This window comes from Salinisphaera sp. RV14, from assembly GCF_052044135.1.
In the GTDB taxonomy this organism is placed as follows: Bacteria; Pseudomonadota; Gammaproteobacteria; order Nevskiales; family Salinisphaeraceae; genus Salinisphaera.
The window spans coordinates 73,774-93,747 of the sequence record NZ_JBQDYF010000014.1; the positions used below are offsets into that span (position 1 = coordinate 73,774).

18 protein-coding genes are annotated in these 19,974 nt (G+C 65.8%); 8 read left to right on the top strand and 10 right to left on the bottom strand.

All coding sequences use genetic code 11. The features are described from left to right. Window positions 1–5 precede the first annotated feature (5 nt). From surE to ACS8Y6_RS13755, 5 genes are all read right to left on the bottom strand, one after another. Window positions 6–794, bottom strand: a complete 789-nt coding sequence (gene surE, locus ACS8Y6_RS13735; RefSeq protein WP_440855770.1) for a 5'/3'-nucleotidase SurE — start codon at window positions 792–794, stop codon at window positions 6–8. Window positions 795–834: 40 nt separating this feature from the next. Beyond that, window positions 835–1,917, bottom strand: coding sequence for a phosphotransferase family protein (locus ACS8Y6_RS13740; protein WP_440848190.1), 1,083 nt, complete (start codon window positions 1,915–1,917; stop codon window positions 835–837). A 17-nt stretch (window positions 1,918–1,934) separates the two neighbouring features. Further along, complete coding sequence (locus ACS8Y6_RS13745) at window positions 1,935–2,702, bottom strand: SDR family NAD(P)-dependent oxidoreductase (protein WP_440848189.1); 768 nt, start codon at window positions 2,700–2,702, stop codon at window positions 1,935–1,937. Window positions 2,703–2,732: 30 nt separating this feature from the next. Further along, window positions 2,733–3,947 carry an acyl-CoA dehydrogenase family protein gene (locus tag ACS8Y6_RS13750; RefSeq protein WP_440855771.1) on the bottom strand — a complete coding sequence of 405 codons (1,215 nt, stop codon included), beginning with the start codon at window positions 3,945–3,947 and terminating at the stop codon, window positions 2,733–2,735. A gap of 151 nt (window positions 3,948–4,098) precedes the next feature. Further along, a complete protein-coding gene (locus ACS8Y6_RS13755) occupies window positions 4,099–4,884 on the bottom strand; it encodes an IclR family transcriptional regulator (RefSeq protein WP_440848187.1) in 786 nt (261 codons plus the stop codon). A 563-nt stretch (window positions 4,885–5,447) separates the two neighbouring features. Here ACS8Y6_RS13755 and ACS8Y6_RS13760 point away from each other — a divergent pair. The 7 genes from ACS8Y6_RS13760 to ACS8Y6_RS13790 all read left to right on the top strand — a co-directional run bounded on the left by ACS8Y6_RS13760 (window position 5,448) and on the right by ACS8Y6_RS13790 (window position 12,698). Next, window positions 5,448–7,205 carry a DUF1302 family protein gene (locus ACS8Y6_RS13760; protein ID WP_440848186.1) on the top strand — a complete coding sequence of 586 codons (1,758 nt, stop codon included), beginning with the start codon at window positions 5,448–5,450 and terminating at the stop codon, window positions 7,203–7,205. Window positions 7,206–7,236: 31 nt separating this feature from the next. Continuing rightward, on the top strand, window positions 7,237–7,902 hold the full coding sequence (locus ACS8Y6_RS13765; protein ID WP_440855772.1) for a hypothetical protein: 666 nt from the start codon (window positions 7,237–7,239) through the stop codon (window positions 7,900–7,902). Between the two features lie 91 nt (window positions 7,903–7,993). Further along, window positions 7,994–8,782 carry an SDR family NAD(P)-dependent oxidoreductase gene (locus ACS8Y6_RS13770; protein ID WP_440848184.1) on the top strand — a complete coding sequence of 263 codons (789 nt, stop codon included), beginning with the start codon at window positions 7,994–7,996 and terminating at the stop codon, window positions 8,780–8,782. 88 nt (window positions 8,783–8,870) lie between these two features. Beyond that, window positions 8,871–10,493 (top strand): 4Fe-4S dicluster domain-containing protein, encoded by a 1,623-nt coding sequence (locus tag ACS8Y6_RS13775; protein WP_440855773.1) that lies wholly within the window; start codon window positions 8,871–8,873, stop codon window positions 10,491–10,493. 17 nt (window positions 10,494–10,510) lie between these two features. Further along, complete coding sequence (locus ACS8Y6_RS13780) at window positions 10,511–11,257, top strand: electron transfer flavoprotein subunit beta/FixA family protein (RefSeq protein ID WP_440855774.1); 747 nt, start codon at window positions 10,511–10,513, stop codon at window positions 11,255–11,257. Further along, a complete protein-coding gene (locus ACS8Y6_RS13785; RefSeq protein ID WP_440848181.1) occupies window positions 11,254–12,204 on the top strand; it encodes an electron transfer flavoprotein subunit alpha/FixB family protein in 951 nt (316 codons plus the stop codon). Before ACS8Y6_RS13780 ends, ACS8Y6_RS13785 begins: the two co-directional genes overlap by 4 nt. A 35-nt stretch (window positions 12,205–12,239) precedes the next feature. Continuing rightward, window positions 12,240–12,698 (top strand): MaoC family dehydratase, encoded by a 459-nt coding sequence (locus tag ACS8Y6_RS13790; RefSeq protein ID WP_440848180.1) that lies wholly within the window; start codon window positions 12,240–12,242, stop codon window positions 12,696–12,698. Window positions 12,699–13,108: 410 nt separating this feature from the next. On the opposite strand, the gene ACS8Y6_RS13795 is transcribed toward ACS8Y6_RS13790, so the two are convergent. Beyond that, window positions 13,109–14,065 carry an NAD(P)H-dependent flavin oxidoreductase gene (locus ACS8Y6_RS13795; protein WP_440855775.1) on the bottom strand — a complete coding sequence of 319 codons (957 nt, stop codon included), beginning with the start codon at window positions 14,063–14,065 and terminating at the stop codon, window positions 13,109–13,111. Window positions 14,066–14,228: 163 nt separating this feature from the next. Here ACS8Y6_RS13795 and ACS8Y6_RS13800 point away from each other — a divergent pair, with 163 nt between their 5' ends. Next, complete coding sequence (locus ACS8Y6_RS13800) at window positions 14,229–15,431, top strand: acetyl-CoA C-acyltransferase (protein WP_440848178.1); 1,203 nt, start codon at window positions 14,229–14,231, stop codon at window positions 15,429–15,431. Between the two features lie 86 nt (window positions 15,432–15,517). Here ACS8Y6_RS13800 and ACS8Y6_RS13805 read toward each other — a convergent pair whose 3' ends face one another. The 4 genes from ACS8Y6_RS13805 to ACS8Y6_RS13820 are packed head-to-tail and all read right to left on the bottom strand — an operon-like array spanning window position 15,518 to window position 19,775. Next, the gene (locus ACS8Y6_RS13805; RefSeq protein ID WP_440855776.1) at window positions 15,518–16,792 is read right to left on the bottom strand and encodes an MFS transporter; all 1,275 of its coding nucleotides are present in this window, start codon (window positions 16,790–16,792) and stop codon (window positions 15,518–15,520) included. Further along, a complete protein-coding gene (gene rimI, locus ACS8Y6_RS13810) occupies window positions 16,789–17,259 on the bottom strand; it encodes a ribosomal protein S18-alanine N-acetyltransferase (RefSeq protein ID WP_440855777.1) in 471 nt (156 codons plus the stop codon). Before rimI ends, ACS8Y6_RS13805 begins: the two co-directional genes overlap by 4 nt. Next, window positions 17,256–18,098: a uracil-DNA glycosylase gene (locus ACS8Y6_RS13815; protein WP_440855778.1), complete on the bottom strand. Its 843-nt coding sequence runs from the start codon at window positions 18,096–18,098 to the stop codon at window positions 17,256–17,258. The genes rimI and ACS8Y6_RS13815 overlap by 4 nt, the downstream gene beginning before the upstream one ends. Window positions 18,099–18,155: 57 nt before the next feature. Continuing rightward, window positions 18,156–19,775 (bottom strand): hypothetical protein, encoded by a 1,620-nt coding sequence (locus tag ACS8Y6_RS13820; protein WP_440855779.1) that lies wholly within the window; start codon window positions 19,773–19,775, stop codon window positions 18,156–18,158. Between the last annotated feature and the right edge of the window lie 199 nt (window positions 19,776–19,974).

The following is a 19,974-nucleotide window of genomic DNA, read 5'->3' on the forward strand; positions in this document are numbered from 1 at the left end:
ATCGCTCAGCGGCGAATATCGATATCCGGATCGTCCGCCGTCCGCGCGAGCAACGCTTCGTTGCAGCGCGTGCCGTGCAGCGGCGTGGCCGAGACATGGTGCTCGCGCAAGGCCGCGACATCGCCGCGCGGGTCGTCGACCGCAGCTGCGTTGCTGCGGAAACCCAGCCACTGGCCAGCGTGCGGATCGTTGGCGGTGACTGGCGTCAGCTTCGGGGCACGAATCGCACCCCGGGTCTGACGGGTGAAACGCAGGCCGCGTATGGAATCCAGCGGCTGCATGGGGAAGTTGACACTCCAGCAGCAGCTGCCGTCGCGGGCCCGCCGGGCCAGCAACGACTCGATGACCCGTCGGGCATAAGCCCGGGCCACGCTGAAATCCGGCGCGGCGCCGGCATGATAGGCCTGGCTGAGCGCGATGGCGTCGATGCCGAGATGGTTGGCAGCCAGCACCGCGCCCACGGTGCCGGAATACATCACCGAATCGGACAGATTGGCGCCCCAGTTCACCCCGGACAGCACCAGATCGGGGGCCCGATCTGCACACAGCGCAGCCAGCGCATACATCACGCAGTCGGCCGGGGTACCGGAAACCGCATAGCGACGCGCCTCGCGACGTAGCGCTCGCAGTGGCTGGTGCATGGAAATGCCCTGGCCTACACCGGACTGGTCGGTCTGCGGCGCGACCACCCATACCTCGTCGGCCAGCGTGGTGGCCAGCTGTTCGGCCACCGCCAAGCCCGGCGCATCGATGCCATCGTCATTGGTGACCAGGATGCGCTGAAAGCGCGTCATGCCGACTCTCGATTCAAAAACGGGCCGAGCGAACTGCCGGTCAATCGTGGCTTCGCGCGATTTCCCAGCCGCGCTCGGCCAGCCGGCCGGCCTGGCGCCCGACTTCCAGTGCATTGGCGTTGCTGGCATTGCCCTGAACCGCGCGCGCATAGACCCCCTGCAGGATGGCGGCGATCCGGAACAGCGAAAAAGCGATGAACACGGGCCAGTCATCGATCTGAGCGAGATTGCGGCGCGCGCGGTAGCGCGCGAGCAACTCGGCCTCATCCGGGATGCCGTGTTCGGCCAGGTCGAGGCCCACCAGACCGGGCAGACCCGCCTGGCCCGGCGGCAGGTAGTACGGCAGGCAGGCATAGGCCAGATCGGCCAGGGGATGCCCGAGCGTGGCGAGCTCCCAGTCGAGCACCGCACGCACTGCCGACAGATCCGGCGCCAGCAGCAGATTGCCGATGCGGAAATCGCCATGGGCGATGGTCGGCGGGCTGTCCGGCGGCAGATGTTCGGCGAGCCAGTCGCCGAGCGCGATCATGGCCGGGTCGGGTTCGTCGGTGGACTGGTCGTACTGCTTGCGCCAGAGGGCAACCTGGCGCTCGACATAGCCCTCGGGCTTGCCGAAATCGGACAACCCGACTGCCGCCACATCGACGGAATGCAGCGCCGCCAGCGTATCGATCATGCGGTGATACACCCCGGCCCGCTGATCGCGCGCAACATCGGCCAGGGTGGGCTGGTTATTGAACACCCGGCCCTCGACATAATCCATTACATAGAACGGCGTACCGATCACCGCGGCGTCATCGCAGTAGCTGCGCATGGCCGGAACCGGCACGTCGGGTACGTTCGCCAGGGCATCCATCACCCGGTATTCCCGGTCCACGCGATGCGCCGAGGGCAGAATCCTGCCCGGCGGCTGCTTGCGCAGCACATAGCGCGCGCCGCGTTCGCCTTCGCCGATCTGCAACAGGAAGGTCGGGTTCGACTGGCCACCCTGGAACTGCTTCACCGACAGCGCACCCGTGAGCAGCCCTTCGCGCTCAAGATAGCGTTCGAGTGCGCCGGTATCGAACCGATGGGCGCTTCGAATATCAACCAGCGCCGGCTCGCCTGCCTCTTGTTCGCTCATAACGCGTCCTCGCCGGTTCAGCCGGCAATCGTCTCGCCGCCGTCGGCGACCAGCGTCTGCCCGGTGACGTAATCGCCGGCCGCGCTGGCCAGGAAGACCGCCACCCCGGCGATGTCATCGGGCTCGCCGATCCGGCGCACCGGTGTGCGCTGTTCGGCCTGGGCCAGCCGCTCCGGATCCTCGATCAGCGCTTTCGCGAAATCGGTACGCACCAGCCCCGGCGCGATCGCATTGACGCGAATGTTTTGCGGCCCCCACTCCACCGCGAGGTTGCGTACCAGCGCCGCCTCGGCCGCCTTCGAAACCCCGTACGTCCCGATCACGTTGTTACCGCGCAGGGCGGCGATCGACGACAGCACGATCACCCGCCCGCGCCCGCGTTCGGCCATGCCCGGCAGCACCATGTTGCACAACCAGAAGGTCGAGCGGACGTTGGTGTTCATGATCTTGTCCCAGGCCTCGTCGGTCATGTCGCCGGTCGGGCCGTACACCGGGTTGGTGGCGGCGTTGCATACCAGCACGTCGATACCGCCGTAGGTCGTGATCGTGGTATCGACCAGATGCTGCAGCTGGCTCTTGTCGCCGACATGACAGGCAATGGCGATGGCGTCGAAGCCGGCGTTGCGCAGTTCTGCGGCCACGGCGTCGCAGGCCTCGGCCTTGCGGCTGGAGATCACGACCTTCGCGCCGTGCGCCGCCATCTGCCAGGCGATCGCCTTGCCGATGCCCCGGCTGGAGCCGGTAATCACCGCGACCTGGCCGGTCAAATCAAACAGTTGCCCCATATCCCGCTCCTGTAAGCCGTGTTCGCCGGCTCAGCCGGCATCGGCGCTCTGGCGCCGCAGTTCGAGTTTGGCGATGGCATCCAGATGCACCTCGTCCGGCCCATCGGCCAGCCGCAACGTGCGAATGTGTGCCCAGGCGCGCGCGAGGAAGCTGTCCTGCGACACACCGAGCGCGCCGTGGGCCTGGATCGCCCGGTCGAGCACCCGCAGTGCCATCTCGGGCGCCACCACCTTGATCATCGCGATCTCCTGGCGGGCGGCCTTGTTGCCGACCGCATCCATGCGTTCGGCGGCGTGCAGCGTCAGCAACCGCGCCTGATCGATCTCGACCCGGGAACGCGCGATCTGTTTGCGGATCGAGTCGAAATCCGCCAGCTTGCGGCCGAAGGCCTCGCGCTCGGCGACCCGCGCGCACATCGCTTCCAGCGCCCGTTCGGCCATGCCGATGGTGCGCATGCAATGATGAATACGCCCCGGGCCCAGCCGGCCCTGGGCGATCTCGAAGCCGCGCCCCTCGCCGAGAATGATGTTCCCGGCCGGCACCCGCACGTTGTCGTAATGAATATCGGCATGGCCTTCGGGCGCGTCGTCATACCCGAACACATACAGTGCACGCTCGATCTTCACACCCGGCGTATCCAGCGGCACGAGAATCATGGATTGCTGCTTGTGGCGCTCGGCCCCGGGGTCGGTCTTGCCCATCACGATGGCGATCGCGCAATCGCGCGACATGGCCCCGGACGACCACCACTTGCGGCCGTTGATCACGTATTCATCGCCGTCGCGCACGATCGACGTGCCGATATTGGTGGCGTCGGAGGAGGCGACCTCCGGCTCGGTCATGGAAAAGCAGGACCGGATCTCGCCTTCGAGCAAAGGCGTCAGCCAGCGTTGCTGCTGCTCGGGGCTGCCGTAACGTGCCAGTACTTCCATGTTGCCGGTGTCCGGCGCGTTGCAATTGAACACACTCGGCGCGATCGGGCTGCGCCCCATGATTTCGCACAGATGGGCGTAATCGTGGTTGGACAGACCGGCGCCGTGCTCGCTGTCGGGCAGAAACAGATTCCACAGCCCCTGTTCGCGTGCCCGGGCCTTGAGCTGGCCATGAATCGGCGGCTCCGACCAACGATCCGCCGCCTGTGCGTGCTGGGCGGCATAGACCGCCTCGTTCGGATACACATGCTCGGCCATGAACTTTCGCAGCCGGGATCGCAGCGCCTCGGCGCGATCGGAAAGCGCTCCCATGGACCTCTCCTCCGTCGAATCCTCCCGACCGGCCGATTCGGCCGTCAGGCGTGTTGTGCTGATCCGCAAAGTGACACAGCGCCAGAGAGGCCGTCAACAAATCAAAACAGCATTCCACTTGTGTCGATATGCGCGCCCGAAGCGGGCGGCATCAGCCGCGATCGTCGCCGCCTTCGATCAACTCGCGCACCTGCGCCACCATGGCGCGCAGCCGGGGGCCGAGGTTCTCGGTCAGAATCTGATAACTCAGACGCAGCGACGAGCCGCTGCAGTTGAATGCCACCACACGGCGCCCGTTTTCCAGCGCCAGGGGCACGCCTACTCCGCTGACATCACGGGTCCATTCGCTTTCGGCGACACAGAAGCCGAACTGTTCGTACTCGCGATCGGCACGATCCAGGGCGCGCTCGACGTGCGGCCACGCGCTCGGATCGTCGCGCTGGATAAGCTCGCGATAGGGGCGGCGCTGATCCGCCGGCAACGCCGCGAGAAAGGCCCGGCCGATCGCGGTATAGGCCATGGGCACACGGGAGCCGGTGCCCATGCGCATGATCAACGGGCCCGGCCCCTGGCAGGTCTGGGTGTAGGTCATCTGCGTGCACTCGGCCACGCCCAGCGCAATGAAGCAGTCGGTGGCATCCGCCAGCTCCTGCATGAACGGCCGCGCGATGTTGCTGACGCCCTCGCTGGCCAGATAGCGATAACCCAGACCGAGCACGCGCGGGCCGAGTCGATAGCGTTCCAGATGCGGTACGTAAATCAGATAACCCAACTGGGTCAGCGTCGCCGTCAGACGCGAGACGGTCGGTCGCGGGATGCCGGTACGCTTGGCCAGCTCGGCATTGCCCAGATACTCCGCCGCGTCACCGTAACAACGCATCAATTCGAGCCCGCGCGCGAGCGCGGTCACGAAATTGGGATCCTTCTTCCCATCCACTGAATTCGTCCCTGTTTTTGTTCGACGCATCGGTGCTGCCCTGGTCGTTGTCATGTTCTCGAACCCTCGAGTTCGCCCCTTTTCCGGCCCGTGTAATGCGAGCGCAGATTCAATCGCCGGCCCCTTGGACGCCCCCCGGCCGGGATTCGACATCCGTCGCAGGCGATCCGCCCCCCGAGCGGCTGTCGCGGCAGGTTTGACGATACGTCCATCGCCCGCCCGCCGCCAACGCAAGCCAATCCGCCACAAGGTTTCCGGGCGCACCGACGCGTTCAAAAACACATCCGAAGACCGCTCGCGCCGCGCTGCGTCGGTCGATCGAGGCGGGTCGGCGTCGCTTGACGACATCAGCGTCACAGTTTAGACCCAATTCGAATTGCAAAACGCAATTCCAAAAAAAACAGCGCGTAATTTCGGCCATGCCCCACCGATAGCCGGCATCGAGCAACCGCTTGAACAGGCCTTGCTCACGCGACGCCGAAATCGCTGGCGCGTGATTTTAAAAGAACCGGCATGCCATTCGGGGAATGCCGGGACAAAAACGAAAAGAGGAGAGCACGACCATGCACAGTGGTTTTCGCAAAAGGGGACTGTATGCCGCCGGCTTGTTGTCATTCGCCGGCCCCGCCCTCGCCGGCGGCAATATCGATCTCGGGCATGGCGTTTCCGCCGACTGGAACCTCAAGGCGATCGCCGGCAGCGCCATCCGGACCCAATCGCCCAGCAACGACATCCTGTTCGCGGGCAACAAGGCCGGCGGGCGCTCGGATGATGCCGTATCGGACGACGGCGATCTCAATTACAAGAAAGGCGACTTCGTGAAGGGCAGCGCCCAACTCTACGGCAGCGTCAAACTGAGCCATGGCAACTACGGGCTATTCGTCAGCGGCCAGGCCTGGGAAGACTACCTCGAGGACAACAAGTCGGTGGCGCACGGCAACGTGCCCAACGGCTATGTGCCGAATACACCGCTGAGCGACCACGGTTTCAACAGACGCGCCAAGTTCAACGGCGCCACCTTCCAGCAGGCTTACGCCTTCGGTAAATTCGATGTCCGGGGACACGACGTCAGCTTCAAGCTCGGCAAGCAGTTGCTGCTGTGGGGCCGCAGCCTGTTCACCCGCGGCTCGTTCGGTTCGCTGAATGCCATCGACCTGCCGGCCTTTCATCGGCCGGGTTCCGGCTACCAGCAGTACCTGATTCCGGCCGGCATGCTCAGCGCCGACCTCGGCTTGACGCAGCATCTGGACATGAAAGCGTTCTACCAGTTCAGCTGGCAGCATTCAGTTACCGACGGCTGTGGCACGTTTTACGCCACCTACGACAATGTCGCGCCCGGATGCTATGCCACGTTTTCCAATCAGGTGGTGGTGCCGAACCGCTACGCGCTCGATCATGGCCTGTATTTCCGCCGTGGCCCGGATAACAAGGCCAGCAACGGCGGACAGTACGGCTTCAAGCTCCAGTACTCGTTCGCTCAGCAGAACGCGCATATCGGTGCGTACTTTTTCAATTACAACGCCCGCCTGCCGTATTACTCGCTGCACAAGAACGCCGACCCCCGACCGACCCCTTCCGCGCCGGCGGTCTTCAATTCCGTCACCTTTCACTATGATTACCCGAACGACATTCGAGTGTTTGGCCTGACGGCCGACAAGACCTTTCAGAACATCGGCAACCTGGCGCTCAATCTGAGCTATGTCGACAACATGCCGCTGCAGATCAACACCCCGGACCTGACCACCCAATCGGCCACATCCGCCACCGGCTCACCGGCCAACCCCAACATTCCGGCCGGCACCCAGGCCTATGTGGATGCAATCGGTCTCGGCCAGAACGTCCAGGGCTACAAACGCTACGGTGTGGAGCGCGCCGAGCTGACCTTCACCACCATCATCCCCGATCTGCTCGGCGCCGATAAAACGGTGGCCTCGGCAGAGACGGCGTTCGAAACGATTCCCAACCTGCCCAGCCACAACGACATACGCTTCGGTCGGCACACGAATTTCGGGATCGGCGCGCCCGGTGCCGATGGCTACGTGACCGATTTCAGCTGGGGCTATCAGATTTCGCTCGAGTCCACCTACAACAATGTCATTGGCGCGCTTGCGCTCAAGCCCAGCTTGACCCTGCGCCAGGGCGTCGACGGCTTTTCCAGCGATAATTCGTTCGAAGCGCATCAACGCACGATCACCGTCGGGCTGGGCCTGCAGTACCATCATCTCGGCGGCGACCTGTCGTATACCAACTACAACACCACCAAATACAGCACGGTCCAGGACCGCGATTATTTCGCCTTCAGCGCCAGTTATTCGTTCTAGCGCCGTCAGTGAGCCACCCGAGGACAACTCAATGAACAAGATCATCAGGGCTTTGGTGCTGGGCGGGACGACCCTGCTGGCCGCCTGCGCGAATTCGCCTTATCGACATACGCGCGTGGTCGATGTCCGGCCGAACATGGAAGCAACCGCGAAACCCCCTTACCGCGCGCCGGTGGTGGGCGTGCTGGTGGATTCGGCGAGCCGTAGCACTCTGGAGAATGCCGTGGTCGCCGCACTGCGGGCGCGTGGCGTGAATGCTCGTGCTGCCATGCCGATTTATGGCAACAAGGGCATTCAGGACAAATCCCGCGCCTATCTCGCACACCGGCTGCAACAACACGGATTCGACAGCGCGATCGGCATCCATCTCGTGCACAAAAAGATCGAGAACGTGAAGGTCAGCGCCGGGCCCTCTGCCCCGGCGCCGGCCGGCGCCACCCTCAGCATGCGCGCCGAGCCGCTCGGCCCGGATTTCTCGCTCAATGAAACCACCTACGTGGCACGAATCAATTTCTGGGACGTCAAGCAGCAGGCCATTGTCTGGTCGGCCACCTCCGTCACCTACAATCCGAACGGCCTCAAGGCCGGCGCCGACCAGTTCGCGAGCGTCGTGGCCCGACAACTGACCCAGGCCGGGCTGTTCGATGCCCCGGCGCCAGCCGCGGGGCAGTCCAAGCCCAGCCCGCCCGGACAATAAAAATGGAACCGAATTTCACTTTTATTGACCCGCGTTCGATCAGCGGTAGAATCGTGCCATGCATCCCGCGAGGCTCAGCGCCCGTCAAGCCATGAACCGATTCGATCAGCGCATCGCCATGATCACCGGGGCCGCGAGCGGCATCGGCCGGGCCTGCACCCGGCGCCTGATCGCCGAAGGCGCGACCGTCGTTGCCCTCGATCGCGATGCAACCGCGCTGGCCAGCCTCCAGGCCGAGCTTCCGGCCGGGGCCGGCCATGTCGCAGGCACGCTGGACATCCGCGATCCCGCCGCCGTTGCATCACGGGTCGAACAAGTGATGACGACGCACGGCCGGATCGATGTGCTATGCAACAACGCCGGTATTGCGGGTACGGATCATTCATCGATCGACGACAACGATCTTGCCAACTGGCGCCACGTCGTTGACGTGAATCTGCTCGGCAGCGCGCAGGTGCTGAAAACCGTGGCCGGCGCGATGCGGGCCGCCGGCCGCGGGGCAATCGTCAACACCGCGTCGGTAGCCGGGCTGCGCTCGGGCGCCGGCGGCAATGCCTACAGCGCCACCAAGGCCGGGGTGATCAGCCTGACCCAGACCGCCGCCTGCGACCTCGGCAAATGCGGCATTCGTGTGAACGCCGTCTGTCCCGGCCTGATCGAAACGGGCATGACCCGACCGGTATTCGAATACGCGGCCGCACACGGCAAGACCCACAAGCTGGGTGCCCGCTGCGAACTGCGTCGCTACGGCCATCCCGAGGAAGTGGCGGCGGCGATCGCCTTTCTGGCCAGCGACGATGCCAGCTTCGTCACCGGCCAGGCACTGGCGGTGGACGGCGGCAACACCGCCTCGTTGAACATGCCGGGCATGAAGTTCTGATGGCGATCGCGAGCCGCCGCATCCCCCCGTCCCGTGTCTTTGCTGCCGGCACACGGGCCTGTTTCCCACTGCCGATCACGAACCGCCCATGACCGAACAGACCGAACGCGACATCATGGCCTACGACGTGCTCGTCGTCGGCGCCGGCCCGGCCGGGCTGGCCGCGGCCATGCGCATCAAGCAGCAATCACCGGAAACCGACGTCTGCGTGCTCGAAAAAGCCTCGGAGGTCGGCGCCCACAATCTCGCCGGCGCGGTGATCGAGACCGGCCCGCTCGACGAACTGGTGCCGGACTGGCGCGACGATCCGCCCGCGATCTGTGTCGATGCGGTCGAGGATGAGTTCTGGCGGCTCACCCGTGACGGCGCGAAGCGGCTGCCGACACCACCGCAGCAGAACAATACCGGCAATGTGATCGTCTCCATCGCCAATCTGATGAGTTGGCTGGCGCCCAGGGCCGAAGCGCTGGGCGTGGAGATCTACCCCGGCTTTCCCGCCGCCGAGGCGCTGTTCGATGACGGCGGCGCGGTCAAGGGCGTGCGTACGCCCGACATGGGGCTGGACCGCGGCGGTCGGCCCAAGGACAGCTTCACCCCGGGCATCGAAATCCATGCGCCGGTCACGTTGTTCGCCGAGGGATGTCGCGGCCATTGCAGCAAACAGCTCATCCGGCATTTCGAGCTCGACCGGCACAGCGATCCGCAGACCTACGGCATCGGCTTGAAGGAACTCTGGAAAGTACCCGAAGGCCAGTGCAAGCCAGGCCTGGTGCAGCATACGATCGGCTGGCCGCTGGACAACGACACCTACGGCGGCAGCTTTGTCTACCATCTCGACGACAACCGCATCGCCATCGGTTTTGTCGTCGGCCTGGATTATGCCGATCCGCGGCTGCGCCCGTTCGAGGCCTTCCAGCAACTCAAGCATCATCCGAGGATCAAACCCATGCTGGAGGGCGGCGAGATTGTGTCGGCCGGCGCCCGGGCGTTGGTCGAGGGCGGCTGGCAGTCGCTGCCAAAGATGGAGATGCCCGGCGCGATGCTGCTCGGCGATGCGGCGGGCACACTGAATGTGCCCAAGATCAAGGGCATCCATACCGCGATGCGCTCGGGCATGATCGCGGCCGATCATATCGCGGCGCATGGCACAGCCGACGGCTTTGATGCCGCGCTGCGGGCCTCCGAGGTCGGCACCGAACTGAAACGGGTCCGCAATATCCGGCCCGGCTTCAACAAGGGCCAATGGACCGGGCTGCTGAATGCGGTCTGGGAGACGGCGACCCGAGGCGCCTCGCCCTGGACGCTGTCCAATCATGCCGACTGGCAGACCACGCAAAGACTCGATCAACTCGACGCCCCGCCCCCGGAAGAAGCGCAGGGTTACGTTGAACGCGACCTGGCCCCGCGCGATCGCCTGGCCTCGGTCTACTACGCCCAGACCGAGCACGATGAGGATCAACCGGTCCACCTGCAGGTGCTGGATCCGAGCATCTGTACCGACCGCTGTACCCGGGAATACGGCAACCCCTGCACGCGTTTCTGTCCGGCCAGCGTCTACGAGATGGTGGAAAACGAGGCCGGCGAGCCGGCACTCAAGATCAACGCCGCCAACTGCGTGCACTGCAAGACCTGCGATATCAAGGATCCGTACCAGATCATCAACTGGGTCGCGCCCGAGGGCGGCTCGGGGCCTAATTACTACAACCTCTGACCACGCAAGGGACAGCCATGAAAGTACTGGTCAGCGTCAAGCGCGCGATCGACTACAACGTCCGCATCCAGATCAAGTCCGACGGCTCGGGCGTGGTCACCGACGGCGTCAAGCACAGCATGAACCCGTTCGATGAAATCGCCCTCGAACAGGCCATCCGCTGGAAGGAAGCCGGCACGGCGGACGAAGTCGTGGCCGTGACCATCGGTCCGGATCCGGCGGCCGAACAGCTGCGCACGGCCCTGGCCTTCGGCTGCGATCACGCCATTCACGTCAAGACGGAAGACGCGGTCCAGCCGCTCACCGCCGCCCGCGTTTTCAAGGCGATCGCCGAGAACGAGCAGCCCGCGGTTTTCCTGATGGGCAAACAGGCGATCGACGACGACGCCAATCAAACCGGCCAGATGACAGCCGCCCTGCTCGGCTGGCCCCAGGCCACGTTCGCCTCGGTGATCGAGTTGGCCGACGACCACGCCCGGGTCACCCGCGAGATCGATGCCGGGCTCGAAACCCTGGAGGTGGACCTGCCGGCGGTGATCACGGCCGATCTGCGCCTCAACGAACCGCGCTATCTCAAGCTGCCCAACATCATGAAGGCCAAGAGGAAACCGATCGAGACCCGCAGCCTGACCGAGCTCGGCGTAGCACCCGCTGCGATGCTGGAAACCCGCAGGACCGCACCGCCGCCGCAACGCGAGGCCGGCATCCGCGTGCAATCGGTCGACCAACTGGTCGCCAAACTCAAGGAGAAGAGCCTGCTATGAGCGACAGGATTCTGATCATCGCCGACCATCTGGACGGCCGCCTCAATGAATCGACCGCGCGCACGGTGACCTGCGCACAACAGATCGCAGACCGCGAGATCGATGTGCTGGTGCTGGCCGACGACGGTGCGACTATCGCCGGCGAGGCCGCGCGCATCAACGGTGTGGCGAGCGTGCGCCATGCCGACCACCCGGCCAACGCGCACCCCACCGCGGCGGTGTTCGCGCCGCAGATCGTGGCGGCGGCCGAACAAGGCCGGTACAGCCATGTGCTCGGCCCGAACACCACCTTCGGCAAGGACCTGATGCCGCGGGTGGCCGCCCTGCTCGGCGTGCCCATGGTCACCGACATCATGGCCGTGCACGGGCCGCACGAGTTCGACCGGCCAATCTATGCCGGCAATGCGGTGACCACGGTCGCCGCGCCGGCCGATCAAGTGCTGGTCGCCTCGGTGCGCTGTGCGTCCTATCCCGCCGCGAGCACGGACAACCAGGCCACGGTCGAGCCGATCAAGCTGGATGTCGAGCTGCCCGGCCACACCCGCTTCATCCGTCTGGAACAGCAGGCCTCCGACCGGCCCGACCTGCAGACCGCATCCAAGGTGGTATCCGGCGGGCGCGGCGTCGGCAGCGCGGACAACTTCCGGCTCATCTACGATTTCGCCGACAAGATCGGCGCCGCCGTCGGCGCCTCGCGGGCGGCGGTGGACGCCGGCTTCGTGCCCAACGACATGCAGGTCGGCCAGACCGGCAAGATCATCTCGCCCGACCTTTATATCTGCTTCGGCATCTCGGGGGCCATCCAGCACCTGGCCGGCATCAAGGACGCCGGCACGATCGTGGCGATCAACAAGGACGAAGAGGCGCCGATCTTCGAGATCGCCGACATCGGCCTGGTCGGCGATCTGTTCGAAATCATTCCGGAACTCGAGCGTGCCGTTGGCTAGCGCCGCCATAGTGTTTGGCCCGATCGAAATCGCTCATGCAGGCCTTTGACGATATACCGGCACTACAGGCACATGTCGGCGCCGAACTCGGCAGCAGCGGGTGGTTGACGATCGACCAGTCGCGTATCGATGGCTTCGCCGATGCCACCGACGATCATCAGTGGATCCATGTCGACGTCGAGCGCGCAACGCGCGACTCGCCCTTCGGCGGGCCGGTGGCCCACGGTTTTCTGACACTGTCCCTGCTGCCGCGCCTGGTCGGCGAAGTCTTTACCGTGCGCGGGGTCGGCACGCGCGTGAATTACGGGTTGGATACCCTGCGTTTCATCAATCCGGTGCCGGCCGGTGCGCGGATACGGGCACGGGTCCGGCTGGATGAGGTGATCGCGCGCGGGCCCGGTGCGTTCCGTGTCGGCTGTCATGTGACCGTCGAGATCGAAAACCACGACAAGCCGGCCTGTATCGCCGAGACCCTGACCCTGTACATCGTCTGACCTGGCTATATACACAGTTCAGACAAAGGCTTGACGACGCCATTGCCTGCGCACCTGAAATCAGCAGCTTGTTGATCTTCCTTCTTATTTGCGCCCATTTGCGTGGATTTGCGGGCGCAATGCTCTTGCTTATTATTAATCCGGCATCAAAACAGCTGACTTCATCCGCTGTTTTCAACGCCTTCAAAAATAAAAGCCGGCGCCTGTCCGTCTTTTATTTTCAAAGGCTTCGCGGCCGATGGCCGCGGCGAGCATGCGGTCGCATACGCGCGCTATTAACCCGAAAAATCATCTATTTTTGTGCCGGGTTAATAAGCCAGCCGAGTGTCGTACATAACCAAGTCGTCTGATGCCCGTCGCCGGACTCGAATCGGCCCTGTCGAGCGACCGGTATCCGCGGCGCCGGCGGCTCAGCGCGCGCCGAGCCGCTGACGGGCCGCGTTGTATTCCGCGACCAGTTGTTCGACCACATCGGCCACCGGCTCGATGGCGTCGATGTTGCCGACGCCCTGGCCCGCGCCCCAGATATCCTTCCAGGCCTTCTTGCGGTCGCTGCCGAAGCTCATGGCCTGCTTGTCCGATGTCGGCAGATCATGCGGGTCGAGTCCGGCGTTCTCGATCGAGCCACGCAGATAGTTGCCGTGCACCCCGGTGAACAGATTGCTGTAGACGATATCCTTCGCGCTCGATGTGGTGATCATGGTCTTGTACTCGGCCGCCGCATTGGCTTCTTCGGTGGCGATGAAACGCGTGCCCATGTACGCGAAATCCGCGCCCAGCGCCTCGGCCGCCAGGATATGCGCGCCGCGGGTCATCGCACCGGACAGGACCAGCGGGCCATCCCAGAACCGCCGGATCTCCGAGACCAGGGCGAACGGACTCAGCGTACCGGCATGCCCGCCGGCGCCGGCGCAGACCACGATCAGGCCATCCACGCCCGCTTCGATCGCCTTCTCGGCATGACGCACGTTGATCACATCGTGGAACACGTGCCCGCCATAATCGTGGGCGGCCTCGACCGCCGCATGCGGGGCGCGCAGGCTCGTGATCAGCAACGGCACGCGGAAATCCGCGCAGGCGCGAAGATCTTGTTCCAGCCGGTCGTTGGAGGCATGCACGATCTGGTTGACCGCGAACGGCGCGATCCGGGCCTGCGGGCGCGCGGCGCGCTCGGCGGCCAGGGCGTTCGTGATGCGCTCGAGCCAGACCGGCAGCTGCTCGGCCGGCCGGGCATTGAGCGCCGGGAAGGCGCCGATGATGCCCGCGGTGCACTGGGCGATCACCAGCGCCGGGTTCGACACGATGAACATCGGCGAGCCGATGACCGGCAGCCGCATATCCGCGCGAAGTCGTTCACTCAGTGACATCAGCAAGCCCCGTTAAGCGCTTTACGCATATCTTGACGCTGACCCCTACCCTCAACATACTGGTTGACCATATTTTGAAACGTCGTTTCAATTTAGTTAAGCGGCCACCTTTTGGCAATGGCGCGGCCCACGCGCCATTGCCCCGAAGCCATCGAGGATTTTCATGCGCCAAGCTGTCATCGTTTCCACGGCACGCACGCCGATCGGCAAAGCCTATCGCGGCGCTTTCAACAACACCCAGGGTCAGGCCCTGGGCAGCCACGCCATCGAACATGCCATCCAACGCGCCGCCCTCGAAGCCGACGCCGTGGATGACGTGATTCTCGGCGTCGCCCAACAACAGGGTTCAACCGGCGGCAATGTCGCCCGCCAGTGCGCGTTAAGGGCGGGTCTGGCCACCGGCGTGCCGGGCATGACGATCGACCGGCAATGCGCATCCGGGCTCATGGGTATTGCCACCGCGGCCAAGCAGATCGTGCACGACCGGATGAACGTGGTCGTCGGCGGCGGGCTGGAATCGATCTCGCTGGTGCAGAACGAACACAACAATCAATATCGGGCCCGCGATCCCTGGCTGGAGGCGAATCAGCCGGATATCTACATGAGCATGCTCGAAACCGCCGAGATCGTGGCCGATCGCTACGGCGTATCGCGCGAGGCGCAGGACGAATACGCGTATCAGTCGCAGATGCGCACGGCCGCGGCACAACAGGCGGGCCGCTTCGACGACGAAATCGTGCCCCTGAGCACGGTCAAGACCACCGTCGACAAGGCGACCGGCGCGACCGGCTCGGAAGCGGTCACGTTGCGTCAGGACGAGGGCAATCGACCCAACACCACCCGGGAGGGTCTGGCCCAGCTCAAACCCGTGTTCGAAAATGGCCAGCAGATCGGCAAAGGACGATTCATCACCGCCGGCAATGCATCGCAACTGTCCGACGGCGCCTCGGCCAGCGTGCTCATGGAAGCCGGCGAAGCCGAGCGGCGCGGGCTGGAACCGCTGGGCGCCTACGTCGGCATGGCGGTCGCCGGCTGCGCCCCCGACGAAATGGGCATCGGCCCGATCTATGCCGTGCCGAAACTGCTGAACCGCTTCGGCCTGGCCATCGACGACATCGGCCTTTGGGAGCTCAACGAGGCCTTCGCCAGCCAGTGCCTGTACTGCCGCGATCATCTCGGCATCGACCCCGACATCTACAACGTCGACGGCGGTTCCATATCCATCGGTCATCCCTACGGCATGTCCGGTGCCCGCATGGTCGGCCATGCGCTGATCGAAGGCCGGCGCCGCGGCGTCAAGCACGTGGTGGTCACCATGTGCGTCGGCGGCGGCATCGGTGCCGCGGGATTGTTCGAGGTTTTCTAACGCCGCTGCCGAGAGCGCGTCGGCTTGTCGCGGCGCGACCGCTCAAGCTGCCGCGGGTCATCGAGGGCGTAGGCGAACATATCCGGTTACGCCCCGGTCGAAGGATGGGCGCGGCGCGCGTCCACCCGCGTGAGCAGCCAGCCGCCGGCGATGAACAGAACCACCACCGACAGGATCGACAGCCGCGCGCTGCCGCTCATGGCGGCGACCACGCCGACCAGCAGCGGCCCGATCACGGCAGCGAACTTGCCGAGCATGTTGTAGATGCCGAAGTACTCGCCGGCCTTGCCCTCGGGAATAAGCCGGGCGTAGTAGGAGCGCGACAACGATTGCACCCCGCCCTGCACCAGCCCGATGGCAACCGCCATGGCATAGAACTGCCAGACGTCGTGCAGGAAATAGGCCCAGGCCGAGATCGCGGCATAGACACAGAGCCCGAGATAGATTGCCTTCTTGGTCTCCCAGATCGAGGCCAGCCAGCCGAAGGCGATCGCCGCCGGAAAACCGATGAACTGCACCAGCAGCAGCGCCATGATCAGACTTTCCTGACCGAAGCCCAGGCTCAAGCCGAAATCGACCGCCATGCGGACGATGGTATTCACGCCGTCGATGTAGAGCCAGTAGGCCAGCAGGAACAGCCAGATCTCGTGCTGCGCTAGGATATCCCGTGCCGTACCCCGCAACTCGCGGAGGCCGTCGCGCACGGCCTGCACGGCCGACACGCGGGCGCCATCCGTACGTTCGCGGGAGAACAGGAACAACGGCAGTGAGAACAGTGCCCACCAGACGGCAACGCTCAAAAAGGACCAGCGCACAGCATCCGCACGGCCGGCCAGGCCGAAGGCATGCGGCCAGATCGTCATGGCGACATTGAGCGCCAGCAGCAGCCCACCGCCGAGATAGCCCAGGCCATAGCCGAGCGCCGAGGTGCGATCGTAATCGCCCGGCGCGGCCACATCCACGATCAGGCTGTCGTAGAACACCATGGCCATGAAGAATCCGATCGAGGCCAGCACGAACAGCGCCATCGCGGTCAGCCATTGGCCGTGGCCGACCCAGAACAGCCCGGCGGTGGCGGCCACCGAAAGACCTGTCGACAGCGCCAGCCCGGCTTTCTTGCGATGCCCGCGGTCGGCGATCGCCCCACCGACAGGCGCCAGAAACAACACCAGGAAACTCGCCAGTGCGCTGCCCACGCCCAACTGTAGCGTGCTGGTTTCGGCCGGATAGTCGGCGCTCCAGAATGTCTTGAAGAAAACCGGGAAAAAACCGGCGACGACGGTCGTCGCGAACGCAGAATTGGCCCAGTCGTAGAAAGCCCAGCCGAACCGGCCGCGCCAGGTGAAACGCGTATCGCTCAAATCGTGATCACCTTTGACAAGACCAACGCATCCTCGCGGCCATGCCTGTGCGGATAATAGTTGGGCCGGCGGCCACGCGTTTCGAAGCCGTAGCGGGCATAGAGCCGGCGCGCGGCCCGGTTGGAGGGCCGTACCTCAAGAAACAGCTCATTGGCATTTTCCGCCGCCGCCCGGGCAATCACCACATCCAGCAGGCGACCGGCCGCGCCGTGGCCGCGCGCGCTTTCGGCCACGCACAGATTGAGCAGGTGCGCCTCGCCCACTGCGATCGAGGCCAGCGCGTATCCCGCCACACTTCGCCCGGCGCGATCCACCACCCAGGCGCGATAGCCCACGCGCAGGCAATCGTGAAAAATACGCTCGCTCCAGGGATGGCTGTACGAGGAACGTTCGATTTCCAGCACCGCGGCCACGTCCTGCGTCCGCATGCGCCGGACCTGCCAGAGATCGTCGGGCGCGGCGCTCATCGCTCGAACGACCGGATATGGCGGGCGATCATTTTCAGATCTGCCCAGGCCTTGCTCTTCTGCTGCGGACTGCGCAACAGAAAAGCGGGGTGATAGGTCACCAGCACATCGAGATCGCGCCGCGGGTAACGGTGCAACCGGCCACGCAGCTTGCCGAGCGGGGTCTGGCAAGCGAGCAGCGTCTGCGCGGCGACCCGGCCGACCGCCACCACCAGGCGCGGCGCCATCAGATCGATCTGGCGTTCCAGGATCGGCCAGTCGGCCGCGACTTCATCCGGCGTCGGGTCGCGATTGTCCGGCGGGCGGAACTTGCAGATGTTGGTGATGTAGACGTTGGTGGCGCGCGAGCAATCGATCGCCGCCAGCATGCGGTCGAGCAGCTTGCCGGCGCGGCCGACGAACGGCACGCCCTGGGCGTCCTCGCTCGCGCCCGGGGCCTCGCCCACGATCAAAACCTCCGCATCGCGTGCACCGATGCCGAATACCGGGCGGCTCGCGCCGCGGTGGTCCTGGCGGGCCAGATAGGCCTCCAACCCGTCCCAGTCGAGCCCGGCCGGGCCGGTGTCGGCATCCGGCGTCGGCGCCGGGGCGGCGTCGGCCTCCGGTTCGCGCGCCAAGCTCGCCGGCGCCGGCGCGGCCACTTCCCGCTCGGGCGCAGCGACCGTCTGTTCATCACCGGCGGCAACCACGGCCGCCGCCTCGTTCGAGCCGGTCATCCCGGCCTCGAGCGCCTTGCCGGGGCGCGCCCGGACGCCGCCCAGCGGCCCGTCGGCGCGATACTGCCAGTCGGCCAGACCGAGGGCGCGGAGATAATCGTCGCGACGTGCATCCGATGTCATGCGTCAGAGCCTAAACGGTTTGTCGGTTTTTGCCAGCCTCGGCGGCATGCGCCCGGATCAATGCCCGGCCCGGCAGCCCCGGCTCCCGCGATCGCCGAGCTCGATCACCATGACCGACGTCTGCGGCGTGCCCGGTGACTGCCACAACAATCGCGCCCCGGCAAAGCGGCCAAGCACGGCATCGGTCGCCTGCGGGCGCACCAGCGCCAGCGGCGCGGACGTCCCGTCGCGCGCCGCGGCCCAACGACACAGCGCGGACACATCGCGGGCCACGAACACCGGGCGGCCCAGCTCCGCACGCCACAACGGTGCGCCGACGGGCGCGAGCACGGCAATCGGGCGCGCCTGCAGCGGCGCCATAGCCTCGGCCAACTGTCGGTCGTAGCCGCGCTGGGCGAACAACTGCTGGGGTGCGGCCAGCCACAGCGCGCCGGCCGCAATCACCGCGGCAAGCGCCAGCGATGCCGCGCCGGCCGGCGCGACCCGGGTTCCGCGCCAGGCCGACGCCAACGCGAGGAGTGCGGCCGACGCCATCAGGATGGCCACACCCCGACTCGCCCATGCCAGCGCCGCCGGGGTCGACGGCTCGGCCCGGCCGAGTATCAGCAACGCGCCAGCCGCGGCGACACCGGCCAGCACATAAAATCCGGCCGCCAGCAACGCACGGCCGCGCGCCTCGGTCGACATCAGCGGGGTCGTCCACCAGAGCAGCGCCAGTGGTGCGAGCGCGGTCACCGCCAGTGGCGGCGTGCGCGGCGCGCAAGACAGCACGATGGTGCCGATCGCCAGAATCGACAATAGCTGCCCCGCCATGCCCGCCGGCCGGCGCAGGGTTTCGGCGAGGGCGATCAGACTCGGCACGATGACGACCGCGGCAATGATCCCGACGGGCACGGGCAGCGCGCTGCGCTCGATCGCGAGGTCGAGCTTGCGATACAGCCCCAGCCAGTGCGCGCCCGCGGGCAGACCGAGCACGCCCACGAGCGTCAGGCCGGCGATGATCAAGCCCGCCAGCACGGTCAACCGCCCACTGGCGAACAGCCGCCACTCGCCGTGCGCGAGCCCGGCGTGCAGCCACACACCGAGCCCGACCGCGATCGCGTACACGCCAGCGCCGTTGTAGATGAGCACAACCAGGGCAAGCAGCAAGCCCAGCAACGCGCCCGCCCGGGGACGCACCGCCGGCCGACGCGCCACCGCATACAGGACGGCGGTCGCCGCGGCGTCGACGAGCAGACCCGGCGGCCCCGCCACGGCGGCCCAGAGCGCGGGCGAGGCAACAAACAACAGTGCCGCGAGCACCCCCGCCGATCGCGTTTCCGCCACCCGCACGACAACGGCCGCAACCAGCGCCGCCGCGAGCACATCGGCCAGGCGCAGCGCAAACAGCGCGCCCACCGCCGGGGCCGATTTCAGCACCACCGCGGCCGCAAGCAGGCAAACCAGCGGCCGATCCGGCGTGGCTGCCGCGCGCGCGATGAGATGGCGAAACGGTTCGCCCCAGCCCATGCCGGGCGTCGCCGTATCCTTCAGCCAGCTGAGGCTCGGGGCTTCCGCCGCCCCGACAGGCAACACCAGCGCCACCAACATCGCCGCGGCCAGAGCAACGATGGCGCCGCCCCAGACCCATGCCTGCCGCGCCGACCGCCGCGCGGGCTGTTCAGCCACCGGATTCATGCGACACGCCGGTCCGTGGCGGGGGGCACGCCATCGATATATCGACAGATCAGGCTCATGGGCACCCCCGCATCGGGTCGATCGCTATCAGCGTTGGATCGCGCATGCCGCGCGAAGTTGCACTCCAGGCCTAATGTCCTGCCCTGGGTATTTTGTCGCATTCAGCGAGGCGGCGCGCGTTCGTGGCAAGGCGCGACGC

What these genes read in the sequence shown, in the direction of transcription:
- ACS8Y6_RS13785 (WP_440848181.1), top strand. Translation starts at nt 11,254, where the DNA reads ATGAGCGACAGGATTCTGATCATCGCCGACCATCTGGACGGCCGCCTC.
- ACS8Y6_RS13790 (WP_440848180.1), top strand. Translation starts at nt 12,240, where the DNA reads ATGCAGGCCTTTGACGATATACCGGCACTACAGGCACATGTCGGCGCC.
- ACS8Y6_RS13750 (WP_440855771.1), bottom strand. Translation starts at nt 3,947, where the DNA reads ATGGGAGCGCTTTCCGATCGCGCCGAGGCGCTGCGATCCCGGCTGCGA.
- ACS8Y6_RS13795 (WP_440855775.1), bottom strand. Translation starts at nt 14,065, where the DNA reads ATGTCACTGAGTGAACGACTTCGCGCGGATATGCGGCTGCCGGTCATC.
- ACS8Y6_RS13815 (WP_440855778.1), bottom strand. Translation starts at nt 18,098, where the DNA reads ATGACATCGGATGCACGTCGCGACGATTATCTCCGCGCCCTCGGTCTG.
- ACS8Y6_RS13820 (WP_440855779.1), bottom strand. Translation starts at nt 19,775, where the DNA reads ATGAATCCGGTGGCTGAACAGCCCGCGCGGCGGTCGGCGCGGCAGGCA.
- ACS8Y6_RS13770 (WP_440848184.1), top strand. Translation starts at nt 7,994, where the DNA reads ATGAACCGATTCGATCAGCGCATCGCCATGATCACCGGGGCCGCGAGC.
- ACS8Y6_RS13745 (WP_440848189.1), bottom strand. Translation starts at nt 2,702, where the DNA reads ATGGGGCAACTGTTTGATTTGACCGGCCAGGTCGCGGTGATTACCGGC.
- ACS8Y6_RS13765 (WP_440855772.1), top strand. Translation starts at nt 7,237, where the DNA reads ATGAACAAGATCATCAGGGCTTTGGTGCTGGGCGGGACGACCCTGCTG.
- ACS8Y6_RS13760 (WP_440848186.1), top strand. Translation starts at nt 5,448, where the DNA reads ATGCACAGTGGTTTTCGCAAAAGGGGACTGTATGCCGCCGGCTTGTTG.
- rimI (WP_440855777.1), bottom strand. Translation starts at nt 17,259, where the DNA reads ATGAGCGCCGCGCCCGACGATCTCTGGCAGGTCCGGCGCATGCGGACG.
- ACS8Y6_RS13780 (WP_440855774.1), top strand. Translation starts at nt 10,511, where the DNA reads ATGAAAGTACTGGTCAGCGTCAAGCGCGCGATCGACTACAACGTCCGC.
- surE (WP_440855770.1), bottom strand. Translation starts at nt 794, where the DNA reads ATGACGCGCTTTCAGCGCATCCTGGTCACCAATGACGATGGCATCGAT.
- ACS8Y6_RS13800 (WP_440848178.1), top strand. Translation starts at nt 14,229, where the DNA reads ATGCGCCAAGCTGTCATCGTTTCCACGGCACGCACGCCGATCGGCAAA.
- ACS8Y6_RS13775 (WP_440855773.1), top strand. Translation starts at nt 8,871, where the DNA reads ATGACCGAACAGACCGAACGCGACATCATGGCCTACGACGTGCTCGTC.
- ACS8Y6_RS13740 (WP_440848190.1), bottom strand. Translation starts at nt 1,917, where the DNA reads ATGAGCGAACAAGAGGCAGGCGAGCCGGCGCTGGTTGATATTCGAAGC.